This is a genomic window from Oricola indica (assembly GCF_965227485.1).
In the GTDB taxonomy this organism is placed as follows: Bacteria; Pseudomonadota; Alphaproteobacteria; order Rhizobiales; family Rhizobiaceae; genus Oricola; species Oricola indica.
The window spans coordinates 150619-165480 of sequence record NZ_OZ245747.1 but is presented as its reverse complement, the minus strand read 5'-3'; the positions used below and the strand labels follow the sequence as shown (position 1 = coordinate 165480).

The following is a 14862-nucleotide window of genomic DNA, read 5'->3' as shown; positions in this document are numbered from 1 at the left end:
GAGGAGATCCCAATGGGTACCGTAAACATACGCGACGCACGCAAATCCTATGGTTCGGTGGAGGTGCTTCACGGCGTTTCCATCGATATCGAGGACGGGGAGTTCGTCGCGTTGGTCGGCCCGTCCGGATGCGGCAAGTCGACCCTTCTTCGCATGATCGCTGGCCTGGAAGACATCACCGGCGGTGAGATCCATATCGGAGACCGCGTGGTCAACGATGTCGCGCCGAAGGATCGCGACATCGCCATGGTGTTTCAGAACTACGCGCTTTATCCGCACAAGAATGTCCGCGAGAACATGGGCTTTGCGCTGCGGCAGCGCAGGGTGCCGCGCGCCGATATCGAACAACGCGTGACCGAAGCGGCGCGCATTCTCGGACTGGAACACCTGCTCGACCGCAAGCCGCGGCAACTATCCGGCGGTCAGCGCCAGCGCGTCGCCATGGGCCGGGCGATCGTTCGCGACCCGAACGTCTTTCTGTTCGACGAGCCCTTGTCCAATCTCGACGCGAAGTTGCGCGTCCAGATGCGATCCGAAATCAAGGAACTTCACCAGCGCCTGAAGACGACGACGATTTACGTGACCCACGATCAGATCGAGGCGATGACTCTCGCCGATCGGGTCGTTGTCCTGAACGGCGGGGTAATCGAGCAGGAGGGTCCGCCGCTCGAACTGTATGACAATCCCGCGAGCCTCTTTGTCGCCGCTTTCATCGGCTCACCGCCCATGAATTTCCTGGAAGGAGAACTCGTCGACAACACCTGTCTCGTCCTCTCGGATGGAACGCGGCTCGAGCTTCCTGCAGGCGATCCCAAGGGCAGGTCACGCATCACCGTCGGCGTGCGCCCCGAGCACTTCGAACTGACCGATAACGGCTGGCCCGCAACCGTGTCTGTCGTCGAGCCGACCGGGTCTGAAACACAGATAACCGCTCGTCTTGCCGGGAATGTCGTGCGCGTTCTGGTCCGTGGACGAACGGGGGTCAGGCCCGGAGAGACAATCCATCTGAGTGCCGCGCCGGACCTCATTCATATCTTCGACGCGGCACCTGTGCCGGAGGTGGCCGAAATGGAAGACGTCGCCTGAATTCGGGCAACTGAGCCGAGCGAACATCAAGGAGATCAGTAACGTGCGCGATCTGCGTGAATTCTATATCGGCGGCCGCTGGGTTGCCGCGAGTTCGAATGCCGAACATGTCATGGTCGATCCCTCGACCGAACAGACAACGGGATCGATTTCCCTTGCGAATGCGTCGGATGTCGATGCCGCTGTGGCTGCAGCGAACGCGGCCTTTCCTGCCTGGTCAGCGACTGCACCCGCAGAGCGCATCGCCGTCGTTGAGCGCATTCAAGAGGTCTACGCACGACGAAGCGAGGAGATGGCGCTGGCGATCAGCGAGGAAATGGGTGCGCCGATCGATCTGGCGCGGACGCGCCAGGCGCCTGCGGCCTTGCGGCACATGAAGAACTTCCTCGCCGCGATGACGGATTTCGAGTTCGTCCGCCCGCTTGCTCCGCATGCGCCCGACGACAGGATCCTGATGGAGCCGATTGGCGCGGTCGGCATGATCACGCCATGGAACTGGCCGATGAGCCAGGTCGCGCTCAAGGTCATTCCGGCCCTGCTTGCCGGCTGCACAATGGTGCTCAAGCCGTCGGAATTCGCTCCGCTGTCTTCGGCGCTGCTCGCGGAGATCATCGACGAGGCAGGAGTGCCCGCGGGCGTTTTCAATCTCGTTCAGGGCGACGGCGCGACAGCGGGCGCCCGGCTGGTCGAGCACCCTCACGTCACAATGATTTCCTTTACCGGTTCCACAGGTGCCGGCGCCAGCGTCCTGAAGGGAGCCGCCGACTCGTTCAAGCGCGTCGCGCTGGAACTCGGCGGCAAGGGCGCCAACCTGATCTTCGCCGACGCGGACGACGAAGCGGTGGAGCGCGGTGTTCGGGCCTGCATGATGAACAGCGGCCAGAGCTGCAATGCGCCGACGCGGATGCTGGTGGAGCGCCCGTTCTATGAAGAGGCGGTCGAGAAGGCTCGCCAGGTCGCCGAAACCGTGACCGTCGGTCCGTCGCGGGAGGAGGGCGCGCATATCGGGCCGGTCGTCAATGGCCGGCAGTATGAACGCGTCCAGGCACTCATCGAAAAGGGCATGGACGAAGGCGCCAGGCTGGTGGCTGGCGGCCCCGGCCGGCCCGCGGGATTCAACCGCGGTTTTTTCGTCCAACCGACGGTTTTCGCCGACGTCTCCAACGACATGACGATCGCCCGCGAGGAGATTTTCGGCCCCGTGCTTTCCATCATCCCCTTCGAGGACGAGGAACACGCGCTGCAAATCGCCAACGACACGCCATACGGCCTGACGAATTACGTGCAGAGCGCGGATGGCGAACGGAGGAACAGGATGGCGAAGGGCTTGCGATCCGGCATGGTGGAGATGAACGGCCAGCCGCGCGGCGCCGGCTCTCCCTTCGGAGGCGTTCGCCATTCGGGCGGAGGCCGCGAAGGCGGCACATGGGGGATCGAGGAATACCTGGTCGTCAAGTCGGTTTCGGGCTGGGGTTGAGTGATGCTCATACAAAGCGTGATTTCGGAAGCGACGAGAAAAAAGTGATTTGCTTCGCTCTCATGCGTAAGCTCGCTGCTTTGCAGGCTCTGGTCTCACGCAGGTTTTCCTCGATCGTCGGCATCACTCCAACGGCGAGGCAGATGTATCTGCGCTTTGCTTTCGTTGAGACCGGTATTGTCAGTCCCGGTGGGAAGCGAGAGCGTTACGCAGGTTTTCACTGAGTATCGTCACTTCGCCGGAGAAATCGGCGAGCGCGTAGTCGATCAAGGCGAGGTCAATCTCAGCGCTATGCTGGCTGGTATACCCCTCGGAATCGTCCGGTGCGCCCGGGTACTTGCCCTGTGGGTGGCGGTAGAGATCAATGCCGGCGATGACGATTCGTGTCGGTCGGAGGGCTACGGAAAGCGCGATCATGAGAGCGCCGTTGGTAGGGATCTGCGGTCCTGAAAGGTCTGCCAGGATCGGGCTGAAGCGGCTGAGGAATACATAGCCGGAATTCGGCAAATGGCCTCGCTCCGCGTGATCTCGAAGAATTGGTTGGCCGATCTCGAGTGTCGGAAAGACGACGACAGGCTGTTTCGCGAGGGCAACAAGATCCGGATCACCGGTCAGCACCAGATCGGGTTTGTTCAGCCAGTCGCGTTCCGACCAAATCCAGTTCACGCGGAACAGGATCGGGTCTTCGAAATTGACAAGGCGCGGATCTTCCGATGATGGGCCGTTGCCGAGGCAAAGAATGGTGTCACGTCGAGGCAGTCTCTGTGCCAGGCCGTCGAGCGTCTCGATCCTCATGCCTTCAAAGGGCATGGCAGACCCGTCCAGGCGTTGGCGCATGTTGCTTTTCCTGTTCCATATCGCCCGTTCGTCGCGCGCGAAAACAAAATCGTCTGGGCGCCATGCATACGCAGCCCCGGCTCATAAAGTAGCCCGTGAAAAGCCTAGCTACAATCTTTGAATGATTGCTGACAATCATTGTTAACATTAGGTATGTGTGATTAGATACGGCTCACGCCCTCTACGCACGCGGCGGGCAGACGCCGACGTTTCCTCACCCTTTTTCATTCAGCTGGAGACCGCCTTGAAAAGACTCCTACACATGCAGCAGGACGACCAGGTCGCCATCGCGATAGACGGTCTCGATATTGGAGACCCGCTGGACGGATTCGGACTCGTCGCCATCGAAGCGGCGCCGGCAGGGCACAAGATCGCCATCGCTCCGATCAAGGCGGGTGAGGAGGTTCGCCGGATGGGGTTGGTCATCGGGCGCGCGCGTAAGGACATACTGCCGGGCGGCTGGGTGCACGAACACAATCTTGGTTACGAACCGTCCCACGCCGCGCTGGAAATTGGCGCACGCCTGCGCAACACCCGGTATGTCGATGCCGACCGCGTGCCCGTCTTCCAGGGATATCGCCGCTCCAACGGGAAGGTCGGGACCCGCAATTACATCGGGGTCATCGCCTCGGTGAACTGCTCCAGCCTGGTCTCGAAGAAGATAGCGGAGCACTTCAGCATGCCAGGAGCGCTGGACCCATATCCCGGCGTCGATGGCGTCGTGCCGCTCACCCACAAATCCGGCTGCAGTGTCTCCGATGGCTCGACCAGCATGGACATGCTGCGTCGTACGATTGGTGGCTATATGCGCCACCCGAACTTCGCCGGTATCCTGCTGGTGGGGCTTGGATGCGAAGACAATCAGATCAGCGCCTTGCTCAAGGATCAGCACTTCGTGCCGGGGCCCATGCTGCGCACGATTTCCATACAGGATGCCGGCGGAACCCGTGCGGCGATCTCGGCGGGTGTCGCCGATGTCGAGGAAATGCTGGTCGAGGCGGCGAAGGCCGAACGCGAACCGATCCCGGCATCCGAGCTGGTCGTCGGCCTGCAGTGTGGCGGGTCGGACGGCATGTCGGGCCTGACGGCCAATCCGGCCCTTGGCGCGGCCGTCGATCGCCTTGTCGCATGCGGGGGCACCGCGATCCTTGCCGAGACGCCCGAGATACACGGCGCTGAAAATCTGTTGCTCGAACGCGCCGTCAGCCATGAGGTTGGGGAGCGGCTGATCGCGTTGATCGATTGGTGGCAGGACTATACCAGGCGCGAGCCGCAGGGCTTCGACGGCAACGCATCGCCCGGCAACAGGGAAGGCGGATTGACGACGATCCTGGAAAAGTCGCTGGGAGCGGTGGCCAAGGGTGGAACAACCAATCTTGTGGATGTGATCCACTATGCGGAGCCGGCAGAAAAGAAGGGGCTCATCTTCATGGACTCGCCCGGTTTCGATCCCATTTCCGCGACCGGGCAGGTGGCGTCCGGCGCGAACCTCATCATGTTCACGACAGGCAGGGGATCATGCTTCGGCTGCCGTCCGACGCCGTCCGTCAAGCTCGCATCCAATACGCCGATGTTCGATCGGATGCGGGAGGACATGGATTTCAATTGCGGCACGCTTCTCGATGGCGAGGAAAGCCTCGAGGAGATGGGAGAGCGGATTTTCCAGCTGATGCTCGAAACCGCCTCCGGCAAAGCCACGCGCAGCGAAGACCTCGGCTATGGCGACGACGAGTTCGCTCCCTGGCATATCAATGCATGGCTATAGGGCGGACCGCGAGGAATGCCTGTTTCGATTGCCGTCAAATCGATCGACAAAATACTGAATACGGAGACTGAAACATGCCGATGATACGTGTGGAACTTCTGTCCGGGCGCACCGTCGAGCAAAAGCGCGACTTCGCTCAAGCGGTCACAAGGGCGGCTTCCGAGATTCTGGGTTGCGGCGCCGCCGCGGTTGCCGTGGTCTTCGACGACATTACGCCCGAAAACTGGGCGAATGGCGGCCGGCTGGAATCGGACAAAGTGTCCGACGAGACCTGATGCCGCCGCGCGTATTAGGGAATGCCGGCGGGGCGAGTTGCCCGCGCCGGTGGGTTTACCCGTCGGAACCGCTTCGGAGTTACCGGTAGTTCGCCAGGTCCGCTACGGTCTTTTCGATGACGGCCGTGACGCGGGCGAGTTCCTCGCCCTCGATTTCCAGGCGCGGCGGGCGTACGCCGGCCGGCGCGCCGTAAACGATGTTCTCGGCCAGCTTGATGTATTGCACCAGCTTGACGTCGGTATCGAGGTGGAAGGCGGGAGTTATCAGCCTGTAGAGGGCGCGCACGGCGTCGAACTTTCCGTCGCGGCCGCCGTTGAAGATTTCGACGCACTCCTTGGGCCAGGCATTCGTCATGCCCGATACCCAGCCGGTCACGCCAAGCGCCAGGCTTTCGAGAATGAGATCGTCGACCCCGCAAAAGACCGAAAAACGGTCCCCGAAGGCATTATAGAGGTCCGTTACGCGACGGATGTCGCCGGTTTCTTCCTTGATGCAGGTAATCGTATCGACTGCGCGCAGGCCTTCCAGCGTCGGAACGTCCACATCGACCTTGTAGGCGATCGGGTTGTTGTAAATCATGATCGGAAGGCTGCTTGCCGCAGCGATGGCCTCGTACCACGCGATGGTTTCGCGCCTGTCTGTCTTGTAAGCCAGGCTCGGGAAGACCATCAGCCCCTTGAGGCCGCGCCGCTCCGCGTTCTTCGCCATGAAGGTCGCATCCGCGGTGGAAATCGCGGCCAGTCCGGAGAGCAGCGGCACGCGCCCGGCGACGACGGAGACCGACAGGTCGAGCACTTCATCGCGCTCCTTCTGGCTCAGCGAGGCGTTCTCGCCGAGCATCGGCAACACGATCATGCCGGAGACGCCGTTCTCGATCAGCCGTTCTATGCTGTGCGCCATTGCGTCGGGATCGAAACTGCCATCGGCTTTCAGTTTCGTGGTCACTGCGGGGAATACGCCGGTCCAGGCCATGGTTGTTTCCTTGTTGTGGGAGTGCTCTCGGCCTGCGGCCGCGCTGCTAATTGCGGTAATCGGGCTCCAGGCGATCGAGCTGGCGCTGGATGCTGGCGAGGTGAAGACCGGCGCCCGCCGCCGCTTCGCTCATGATCTGCTCGCCTGTCTTGCGGACCAGATCGTGGTCGATCGGAATCAGCTTCTTGCCGGTGGACATGGCCAGAACCTGCACTTCGCAGGCGCGCTCGAGATAGTAGAGATCGTCCCAGGCTTCCGCGATGCTGTTCGCCAGAACCATGACGCCGTGGTGGCGCATGAAGACGATATCGGCGTCGCCAACGGCGTTGGCGATCCGCGCGCCCTCGGTATTGTCGAGTGCAAGGCCGTTGTAATCGTCGTCCACGACAACGCGGTTGTAGAAGCGCGCGGCGGTCTGGCCGGCATAGTTCAGCGGTTCCGCGTCGATCATGGCAAGCGCGGTCGCATATGGCATATGCGTATGGAACGCGACGCGCGCGCTCGGCTTGAGTTTGTGAAGTTGTGCGTGGATGTGGAAAGCCGTCGGTTCCGGAACGCCGTCGCCGTACACCACATTGCCCTCGAAATCGCAGATCAGAAGGTTCGACGCGGTGACTTCCGAAAAGGCGTAGCCGTACGGGTTGACCAGAAAAAGCTCGTTATATCCGGGCACCACTGCCGAAAAATGGTTGCAGATGCCTTCATGCATTCCAAGGCGCGCCGCCATCCTGAAGCAGGCGGCCAGTTCACGGCGTGCGTTTTGGATCTCGGCCGTGTCGAGTTTCGGCGCATTGTCCGGCATTGCGTTATCCTTGCGTTCTGCGTGGGTCTTGAACGTGCCCGCTCAGGCGATCCTGATCGGCGTCACGTTGCTTGTTGAAGCCTGATCGTCTGACGTTCGCACCAGCCCGGCGGCGGATTGCTGCCAGGCCCGGTAGGCGCTCAGCATTTGCGACCGCTGTACGGCGGGGGGCTGCGACATTGGCGGCATGACCCGCAGCCAGTTCGGGTCGTTCATCGTGTCGGCGATGATCGCTTTGGCTGAGGGTATGAAAGCGAAGCGCGACAGGATCGCATCGGCGTTTCGCAGCGATTCGATCATCGGCCGCCCTTCATAGCTGTTTCGGGTATCGACGAGGGCGCGCATGAAGCCGGGCATGATATTGGCGAGGCCGCATATGGTGCCTGCGATGCCTATCGGATTCAGTTCCGGCAGGTCGACTTCGTTGCCTGTATAGATCTCCATCTCGGCGAAGGAGAGGATGTACTGCCGGGTCAGGTCAGCGTCGCCGCCGCTATCCTTCAGGCCGGCCACGATACCGGGGTATTTTTCGGTCAGGCGGCGCACGACCCGCAGCGAAATGGTGACGCCGGAAATATCCGGGAAGTTATAAAGCAGAAGGCGCATATCGTCGCGTCCGGTCCGCTCTATGAACTGGCGATAGAACTCGAATACACCGTCGTCGGAAATCCCGCCGCGAAACATGCAAGGCGTCATGAGCAGGCAGCCATGTACGCCGTGCCCGGTTGCGTGGCGGGCGAGCGTCAACGCATCCTCGAAGGCAAGCGCGCTGACCGAGACGGTGATGCGTTCGGGCGCTATGCCGGCCGAGACCAAGGCATCCAGCGTCGCCATCCGGTCACGAACCGAAAACTCCGGACCTTCTCCCGTCGTTCCGAATACGGTGATGCCGTCAACGCCCTCGCCCAGCAGGTGGCGCGCGAAGGCGATCAGGCGTTCCGAATCCGGACGCAGGGCCGGTGTGACCGGCGTCGCGATCGCAGTCGAGAGGTATCTGGATGACGGCAGAAATGACATCGCGCGGGTGTGTGCTCCAACAATGTTTGTGGTGCGGGCAAGTGACAGGATTAATCGATAATTGTCAACATTCTTCTTGACGGCAATCTGCGGTCGGGCGATTGTGTTGGCGAAGACAGGCGCGGACGGCCAGCGGCTATCGCCGGAGGGGACATGTCGCGCCATATCGGCGCCGGAGCTTTCCTGGAATGCCGCACTTCATCCGACGGTGGTATCTCGCCGGATCGGGCCGACCGGAATACAGGAGTTTACGTTTTGCAGGCTATGAAGGAACTGGTCAAAGGTTCTGACCGCTATCGTCATTTCATCGATGGCGAGTGGGTCGATTCCACCGTCAAGGAATGGATCGAGGTAGAGAACCCGGCCACCGAGGAGATCATCGCTTCCGTACCGCGGGGCAGCGCGGCCGATGCCGATCGCGCGCTGACGGCGGCCTGGAACGCACAGCCGGACTGGGAAGCCTTGCCGCCGATCGAGCGCGCGGAGCTGCTCAAGCGCCTTGCCCGCCTCATTCTCCAGAACCGCGAGAGACTGGCGCAGATCGTGATCGCGGAGCAGGGAAAGCCGCTCGCGGAAGCACGCGGCGAGATCGAGGGTGCGGCTCTCTATTTGACATATGCCGCCGAGGAAGCGCGCCGCGTTACCGGCGACATCATCCCGTCGGACAATCCCAACGAGCAGATCTGGATCCAGAAGGTCGCCCACGGTGTGGTGGTCGCGCTGACCGCATGGAACTATCCGGCGGCGCTGATGTGCCGCAAGATCGGCCCGGCGCTTCTGGCCGGCAACACGGTGGTAGTCAAGTCGCATGAGGGCACGCCGATTTCGAGCTTCGAGATCGCGCAACTGGCGCTGGAGGCCGGCTTTCCCGCGGGCGTGATCAATGTTGTGTCCGGCTTCGGCGAAGAGATCGGCCAGTCGCTCGTGGCGCATCCCTATACGCGTCTCGTAACGCTGACGGGAAGCGTACGCGCGGGCAAGGCGATCTTCCGCGCCGCCGCTGACGATCTCAAGATCCTGCGGCTCGAGCTCGGCGGAAAGGCCCCATTCGTCGTCGCGGAGGATGCGGATATCGCGTCGGCGGTGAACGCCGCGGTGCTCTCGCGTTTCGAGAATTGCGGCCAGATCTGCATCTGCAACGAGCGCATGTATGTCCACGATAAGATAGCCGACGAGTTCACCGAGCGATTCATCGAGGCGGTGGAGGCGCTCAAGGTCGGCGATCCGCGCCAACTGGTCGATGTCGGCCCGAAGTTCAGCCGCGGCGAACTGGAAAAGGTCGAGGCGATGGTGGCCGCCGCCACCGATGCGGGCGCGGAACTCCTGACCGGCGGCAAGCGGATGGACGGAAGCGAGTTCTCGAAGGGCCACTGGTTCCAGCCCACCGTCATGAGTGTCGACAACAACGCCATGGAAATCATGCAGAACGAAGTGTTCGGACCGGTAGTGCCGATCATGCGGGTCGCCGATTTCGACGAAGCGATGCGTTTGGCCAATGAAAGCCGTTACGGCCTTTCGGCCTATGTCTTCACGAGGGACATGCGCCGCATCATGCGGCTCACGCGCGAGCTGAAATTCGGGGAGATCTACGTCAACAAGCCCGGGGGCGATGTCGTGCAGGCGCACCATGCCGGCATGCGGGACAGCGGCCTGGGTGGCGAAGACGGCAAATACGGTCTCGAAGGGTATTTCCAGAAGAAGACGATGTATCTCAACTTCAACTAGAACGAAAAAACCGGCCGGGAGCTTCCGGCCGGTTGTTCTTGCAGCGGGCTTCCGGTTTCAGCCCGGCTGCGACGCGTAAGAGGTATAAGCCGAATAGGCGAGCCAGCCGCAATCGACTGGCAGTACGACGCCTGTGATGGCCGATGCGGCGTCCGAGCACAGAAAGAACACGGCCTCGGCGACATCCGAGGGTTCGACGAGCCGCTTGATGGCCGACTTGTCGAGGATGGCCTGCGGGTCGCGCACGCCTTCGTCGATGCGTGCCTTCATCGCCGGTGTCAGCGTATAGCCTGGCGCGACCGCGTTGACGCGGACGCCGGATGGCCCGAAGTCCGCGGCCATCGTCTCTGTCATGGATTTCAGGGCGACCTTTGCCGGCGCATAGGCGGGCTGCGGCGACGGTCGATAGGTCGTCAGCGAGCACATGTTGATGATGCTGCCGGAACCGGCCGCGGTCATCCGTCGGCCGAAAGCCTGGTTGATCAGAAGCGTGCCGCGGACATTGATCCGCCAGACGGCGTCGAATTCGTCCACCGGCATATCGTTGAAACGGATGCCGTTCTGGAGAATGCCGCCTGAATTGACCACCGCATCCACGGATCCGCATTCGTCATCCGTGCGTTCGGCGAATGCCGCCACGCTCGTTTCGTCGGCCAGGTCGAGCGGAATGACGTGGACAGCAGCCGCGCCGGCTTCACGGGCGGCCTCCGCAACAATCCCGGCGCGCTCGACGTTGATGTCTCCGATCACCACGGTCCATCCGGCGGCGGCGAACCGCATGACGGTCGCTTCGCCGATCCCGCTCGCACCACCGGTGACGACGGCGGTCTTGTTTCCGCTCATTGAACGCTCTCCTTTTTCATGTCGCGTGCTTCGCGCATTTTCGCCCGGTTCTCGTGCGTTTCAGGCTCGTCTATCGAACCGTCGGCGGCAAAACAGACGCCATGAAAGCGCGCGGCGTAGTCGCGGGTGATCTTTTCTTCCCTTATGTCGAAGGCGATCGCATCCGGCGAGCGGTCAAGCGGGTCGCCATTGCCGCCGCCGCCGGCCTGTTCATGCCGGATGACGGTATCCTTGTCGACGATGCGCGTCAGCTTGCCCGGCAAGTCGCCGTTCTCGCGGTCCGGATTCAATATGTTGCGCGACAGGCTGCCGGGCAGCCCGCCGGCGATACCGTAGGGCGGTGTGGCGATGCGGTCGGCGCGAACCTGCAGCATCGTGTCATCGACGAGGATGCGATAGGTCCGGGTCAGGCCGAGCCCGCCGCGGAAGCGCCCCGCGCCACATGAATCCGGACGTAGGGAATACTCCTCCATGCGCAGCGGATAACGCTTCTCAAGGGTCTCGATGGGCAGGTTGGACATGTTCTGCGCCGGATTGGTGATCGCTTCCACGCCGTCCTTGTCGGCCCGGCCGCCCCATGCGCCGTTGATCATGTCCACGAGAACGAAAGGCTCGCCTGTCTCCTTGTCGTAGCCGCCCATGGAAAGAACCGTGTTGCCGCCTTCCCCCGCAGCCATCAGGCGGGCAGGGGAAATCTCCGACAATGCGCCGAGAACCGTGTCCACGACCCTGTATCCGGTCAATGCGCGGGCGGCGACCGGCGCAGGCATGTCGGGCTTGAGGATGGAGTGATCCGGCGCCTTGACGGTGATGGCGCGATAGACGCCGGCATTGTTCGGAACATCGCGCTCCAATGCGCAGCGCACCGCGAGATAGGATGCCGACTTCGTGAAGGAGAAGGTGGCGTTGATCGCGCCGCGGACCTGGGACGACGAGCCCGCGAAGTCGATCTCGAGAGAATCGCCTGCCACAGTGATTGCGCATCGAATGGGAATAGGCTCGGTGGTGAATCCGTCGCCGTCTATGGCGTCCTCGAAGGTGTAGGTCCCGTCCGGCCAGGCCGCGATGGATTTGCGCGTCAACACCTCGCCATAGTCGAGAAGCGCCTCGAAATACGACCTGAGCCCGGATTCGCCGTAGCGCTCGATGAGGCGAATGAGTTCGCGTTCGCCGGTGCGGCATGTGGCGTATTGGGCATCGAGGTCGCCGAGTACCAGGGCCGGCAGGCGAACGTTGGTACGCAGCAGTTCGAGCAATGTCTCGTTGGGCTTTCCCGCATCGTAGAGGCGCATCGGCGGTATGCGGACGCCTTCCTGATAGATCTCGGTAGAGTCGGCGGCATTGGACCCGGGTACGCGGCCGCCCACGTCGCAGTGATGGGCGACGACGACGGAAAAGCCCTGCAGCCGGCCTTCGAAGAAGATCGGCTTGACCATGAAGATGTCTGGCAGGTGCATGCCGCCCGCGTAAGGATCGTTGAGAACGTAGACATCGCCCTCTTTTGCTGTCTCGCCGAACTTCCCGACGATGACCTCCATCGCGTCCGGCACCGCGCCGAGATGCAGGGCAACGGTCTTGGCCTGGCTGAGGATCTGGCCCTTGCTGTCGCAAAGCGTCGCCGAATAGTCGAGCACGTCGCGCACGATAGGCGAGCGCGCGGTGCGCATGACCGTGCCGGCCATCTCGTCCACGATCGCATCGAGCGCCGATTTGATGACGGCGAATGTGACCGGATCGGGAGTGAAGCCGTCGGCCTGGGGCGTTTGGGAAGTGTCAGTCACGGAAGGTCACCACGAGATTGCCGTAGGGGTCGGGTTCCGCCATGGCATCGGGCGGAATCGTAAAGGTCGTATCCGCGCTTTCGAAGATCGCCGGCCCCTCGACGGGAGCCGTCACCGCGTGGCGGTCGTAGACGGGCGTGAGGACCGGCGCGGCGTCAGCCTCGAAGTGGACTGCGCGCCGCGACACAGGCTCAGGCGCGGTTCCGCCAGGGTTTTCCGACGTGCGCTCGCCGGTGCCGGGCAGTGGCCAGAAAGCGCGCATGCGCAGGTTGACGCTTTCGACGCCGTCCAACGACACGTAGCCGAAGGTGTCTTCGTACATGGCAAGGAAGCGGGCCGTCAGATCCTCGACCGACAGGTCGTCGGCGAAAGGATCGACCGGAACCTGAAGTTCGGAATCCTGCCCGGCGAAACGCATGTCGAGTTCGAAGTCGAAATGGATCGCGGCGGCGTCGAACCCTTCCTGCCGCAATTCCTCGTCGGCCTGCGCTGAGAGCGACCGTGCCGTTTCGCGAAGCCCGGCCAAGTCTATCGCGCCGGGTTCGCATGCGAAGGAGCGAATGAAGAAATATTCGACAGCCGCCTCGAGCATGCCGGACGCCGTGAACACGCCGGGTTCCGGCGGGAGCACGACCTTTCGTATGCCGACGCTTCTGGCCAGATCGCAGGAATGGTTGGGGCCGGCGCCGCCAAAGGCGAAAAGAACGAAGTCGCGCGGATCCTGCCCACGCTCCACGGTCACGGCCCTGATCGCGCGCGACATGTTCGAATTGGCGATTGCCCGCATGCCAAGCGCCGCCTGGATCACGGTCAGACCGGCGGGTTTCGCGACATGTTCCTCGATCGCGGCGGCTGCGAGTTCGGGTGACAGCGCCATGCTTCCGCCGGCCAGCCTGTCAGGCAGGTAGCCCAGCACGAGGTTGGCGTCGGTGAGTGTGGGGCGGCCGCCGCCCGCGCCGTAGCAGGCCGGTCCGGGGCTGGCGCCGGCCGACACCGGCCCGACGTGAATCAGGCCGCCATCATCCACATGCGCGATGGATCCCGCGCCGTTGCCGATTTCGGCGACATCGACCGTGGGAACGCGCATGAGATAGCCGCCCGCCTTGATGAATCGGCTTGGCGTGGAGATACCGTCTCGAAACTCGTACTCGGTCGTGCGGGTCAGTTCGCCGTCCTTGATGAGCGATGCCGAGGCGGTGGTGCCGCCCATGTCGAAGGCGACGAGATTCGCGATGTCCGAGAGCCGTCCGACATGGCCGGCGCCGGCCACACCCGCGGCCCGACCGGACGAGATGAACATGACGGGCTTTTTCTGGGCGACATGCACGGGAGCCAACCCGCCGTTCGAATTGCTGATGAACAGGGGGGCGGTCACGCCGCCTTTCCGTAGGCCTTCCTGAAGCGCGATCAGATAGTCTCGCATGACCGGCAGCACATAGGCATTCACGGCGGTCGTGGAGGTGCGTTCATACTCGCGCTGTTCGGGAAGGATGGAGACCGAGGTGGTCACCGGCAGATCCGGCACCGCCGCGCGGATGATTGCCTCGGCCCGCAACTCATGCTCCGGATTGCAGTATGAGTTGAGAAAGCACAGCGCCAGCGTATCAAGCCGCGCCTGCGCGAACTCGTGGCACAGCGCCTCCAGTTCCTGTTCGGCGAGGGCTGTCACGACCTGCCCGTCCGCCGCGATCCTTTCGGTCACCTCGAAGCGCAAATGGCGCGGCACCAGGGGCACGGGCTTGTCCCAGGTCAGGTCGAACATGTCCGGCGTGCGCAGTCGGCCGATCTCCAGCACATCGCGGAATCCCCGCGTCGTCAGCAGGCCGATGCGACCCCCACGCTTTTGGAGAATGGCGTTGGAGCCGACCGTGGTGCCATGCAGAACCGCCGTAATGTCGCCCGGCTTCAATTCGGCGGCGTCCAGAAGTGCGGAGACGCCCGACAGGACCGCCGCCTCCGGGTGATCCGGTGTCGAGGCGACCTTCTTGGCAAGACGTCGCCCGTCATCGGCGACAAGGACAAGGTCGGTGAACGTGCCGCCGATATCGACACCTATTCGCGCAGTGGCTGCCATGTCTCTCACTTCATTGAAACGTGATAGTTTATTGTCAGCAATCTTCTATCTTGTCAATCGACGTGCGATTTCAGCCGACCTATGTCAATCTATAATCAATTGTTGACAATTGACTGAATGTGTCTTCTCATTGTCACGTCGGCTCCGATCAGCGGATGCCGGACGGTGCAATAAAGGGGATGCAGCCATGCCGAACCGCGGTCGACC

12 protein-coding genes are annotated in these 14862 nt (G+C 62.4%); 5 read left to right on the top strand and 7 right to left on the bottom strand.

Going from position 1 to position 14862, the window contains the following annotated elements; genetic code table 11:
• Window positions 1–12 precede the first annotated feature (12 nt).
• Together ACQK2M_RS00860 and ACQK2M_RS00855 are read left to right on the top strand one after the other, a co-directional pair.
• Window positions 13–1086, top strand: a complete 1074-nt coding sequence (locus ACQK2M_RS00860; protein ID WP_425416223.1) for an ABC transporter ATP-binding protein — start codon at window positions 13–15, stop codon at window positions 1084–1086.
• Window positions 1087–1129: 43 nt separating this feature from the next.
• Entirely contained in the window at window positions 1130–2563 is a 1434-nt protein-coding gene (locus ACQK2M_RS00855) for an aldehyde dehydrogenase family protein (RefSeq protein ID WP_425416222.1), read from the top strand.
• A gap of 180 nt (window positions 2564–2743) precedes the next feature.
• Here ACQK2M_RS00855 and ACQK2M_RS00850 read toward each other — a convergent pair whose 3' ends face one another.
• Window positions 2744–3400 (bottom strand): hypothetical protein, encoded by a 657-nt coding sequence (locus ACQK2M_RS00850; protein ID WP_425416221.1) that lies wholly within the window; start codon window positions 3398–3400, stop codon window positions 2744–2746.
• 262 nt (window positions 3401–3662) lie between these two features.
• On the opposite strand from ACQK2M_RS00850, the gene ACQK2M_RS00845 reads away from it, so the two are divergent.
• Together ACQK2M_RS00845 and ACQK2M_RS00840 are read left to right on the top strand one after the other, a co-directional pair.
• Window positions 3663–5165, top strand: a complete 1503-nt coding sequence (locus ACQK2M_RS00845; RefSeq protein ID WP_425419961.1) for a UxaA family hydrolase — start codon at window positions 3663–3665, stop codon at window positions 5163–5165.
• A 74-nt stretch (window positions 5166–5239) separates the two neighbouring features.
• Complete coding sequence (locus ACQK2M_RS00840) at window positions 5240–5440, top strand: 4-oxalocrotonate tautomerase (protein WP_425416220.1); 201 nt, start codon at window positions 5240–5242, stop codon at window positions 5438–5440.
• A 79-nt stretch (window positions 5441–5519) separates the two neighbouring features.
• On the opposite strand, the gene ACQK2M_RS00835 is transcribed toward ACQK2M_RS00840, so the two are convergent.
• From ACQK2M_RS00835 to ACQK2M_RS00825, 3 genes are read right to left on the bottom strand one after another with little or no spacing between them, the layout of a single operon-like run.
• Window positions 5520–6413 (bottom strand): dihydrodipicolinate synthase family protein, encoded by an 894-nt coding sequence (locus ACQK2M_RS00835; RefSeq protein ID WP_425416219.1) that lies wholly within the window; start codon window positions 6411–6413, stop codon window positions 5520–5522.
• 46 nt (window positions 6414–6459) lie between these two features.
• On the bottom strand, window positions 6460–7215 hold the full coding sequence (locus tag ACQK2M_RS00830; protein WP_425416218.1) for an aldolase: 756 nt from the start codon (window positions 7213–7215) through the stop codon (window positions 6460–6462).
• A gap of 42 nt (window positions 7216–7257) precedes the next feature.
• A complete protein-coding gene (locus ACQK2M_RS00825) occupies window positions 7258–8232 on the bottom strand; it encodes a dihydrodipicolinate synthase family protein (protein ID WP_425416217.1) in 975 nt (324 codons plus the stop codon).
• A gap of 153 nt (window positions 8233–8385) precedes the next feature.
• Between ACQK2M_RS00825 and aldA the strand changes: the two genes are divergently transcribed.
• Window positions 8386–9957, top strand: a complete 1572-nt coding sequence (gene aldA / locus ACQK2M_RS00820; RefSeq protein WP_425416216.1) for an aldehyde dehydrogenase — start codon at window positions 8386–8388, stop codon at window positions 9955–9957.
• A 57-nt stretch (window positions 9958–10014) separates the two neighbouring features.
• Here the strand turns inward: aldA and ACQK2M_RS00815 are convergent, their stop codons facing one another.
• The 3 genes from ACQK2M_RS00815 to ACQK2M_RS00805 are packed head-to-tail and all read right to left on the bottom strand — an operon-like array spanning window position 10015 to window position 14655.
• Window positions 10015–10800, bottom strand: a complete 786-nt coding sequence (locus tag ACQK2M_RS00815; RefSeq protein WP_425416215.1) for an SDR family NAD(P)-dependent oxidoreductase — start codon at window positions 10798–10800, stop codon at window positions 10015–10017.
• On the bottom strand, window positions 10797–12581 hold the full coding sequence (locus ACQK2M_RS00810) for a hydantoinase B/oxoprolinase family protein (RefSeq protein WP_425416214.1): 1785 nt from the start codon (window positions 12579–12581) through the stop codon (window positions 10797–10799). Before ACQK2M_RS00810 ends, ACQK2M_RS00815 begins: the two co-directional genes overlap by 4 nt.
• Entirely contained in the window at window positions 12574–14655 is a 2082-nt protein-coding gene (locus ACQK2M_RS00805) for a hydantoinase/oxoprolinase family protein (protein ID WP_425416213.1), read from the bottom strand. The genes ACQK2M_RS00810 and ACQK2M_RS00805 overlap by 8 nt, the downstream gene beginning before the upstream one ends.
• Window positions 14656–14862 lie beyond the last annotated feature (207 nt).

Coding starts and splice junctions, on each gene's coding strand:
- ACQK2M_RS00860 (WP_425416223.1), top strand. CDS start 13: ATGGGTACCGTAAACATACGCGACGCACGCAAATCCTATGGTTCGGTG.
- ACQK2M_RS00850 (WP_425416221.1), bottom strand. CDS start 3,400: ATGCGCCAACGCCTGGACGGGTCTGCCATGCCCTTTGAAGGCATGAGG.
- ACQK2M_RS00845 (WP_425419961.1), top strand. CDS start 3,663: ATGCAGCAGGACGACCAGGTCGCCATCGCGATAGACGGTCTCGATATT.
- ACQK2M_RS00840 (WP_425416220.1), top strand. CDS start 5,240: ATGCCGATGATACGTGTGGAACTTCTGTCCGGGCGCACCGTCGAGCAA.
- ACQK2M_RS00835 (WP_425416219.1), bottom strand. CDS start 6,413: ATGGCCTGGACCGGCGTATTCCCCGCAGTGACCACGAAACTGAAAGCC.
- ACQK2M_RS00830 (WP_425416218.1), bottom strand. CDS start 7,215: ATGCCGGACAATGCGCCGAAACTCGACACGGCCGAGATCCAAAACGCA.
- ACQK2M_RS00825 (WP_425416217.1), bottom strand. CDS start 8,232: ATGTCATTTCTGCCGTCATCCAGATACCTCTCGACTGCGATCGCGACG.
- aldA (WP_425416216.1), top strand. CDS start 8,386: ATGTCGCGCCATATCGGCGCCGGAGCTTTCCTGGAATGCCGCACTTCA.
- ACQK2M_RS00815 (WP_425416215.1), bottom strand. CDS start 10,800: ATGAGCGGAAACAAGACCGCCGTCGTCACCGGTGGTGCGAGCGGGATC.
- ACQK2M_RS00805 (WP_425416213.1), bottom strand. CDS start 14,655: ATGGCAGCCACTGCGCGAATAGGTGTCGATATCGGCGGCACGTTCACC.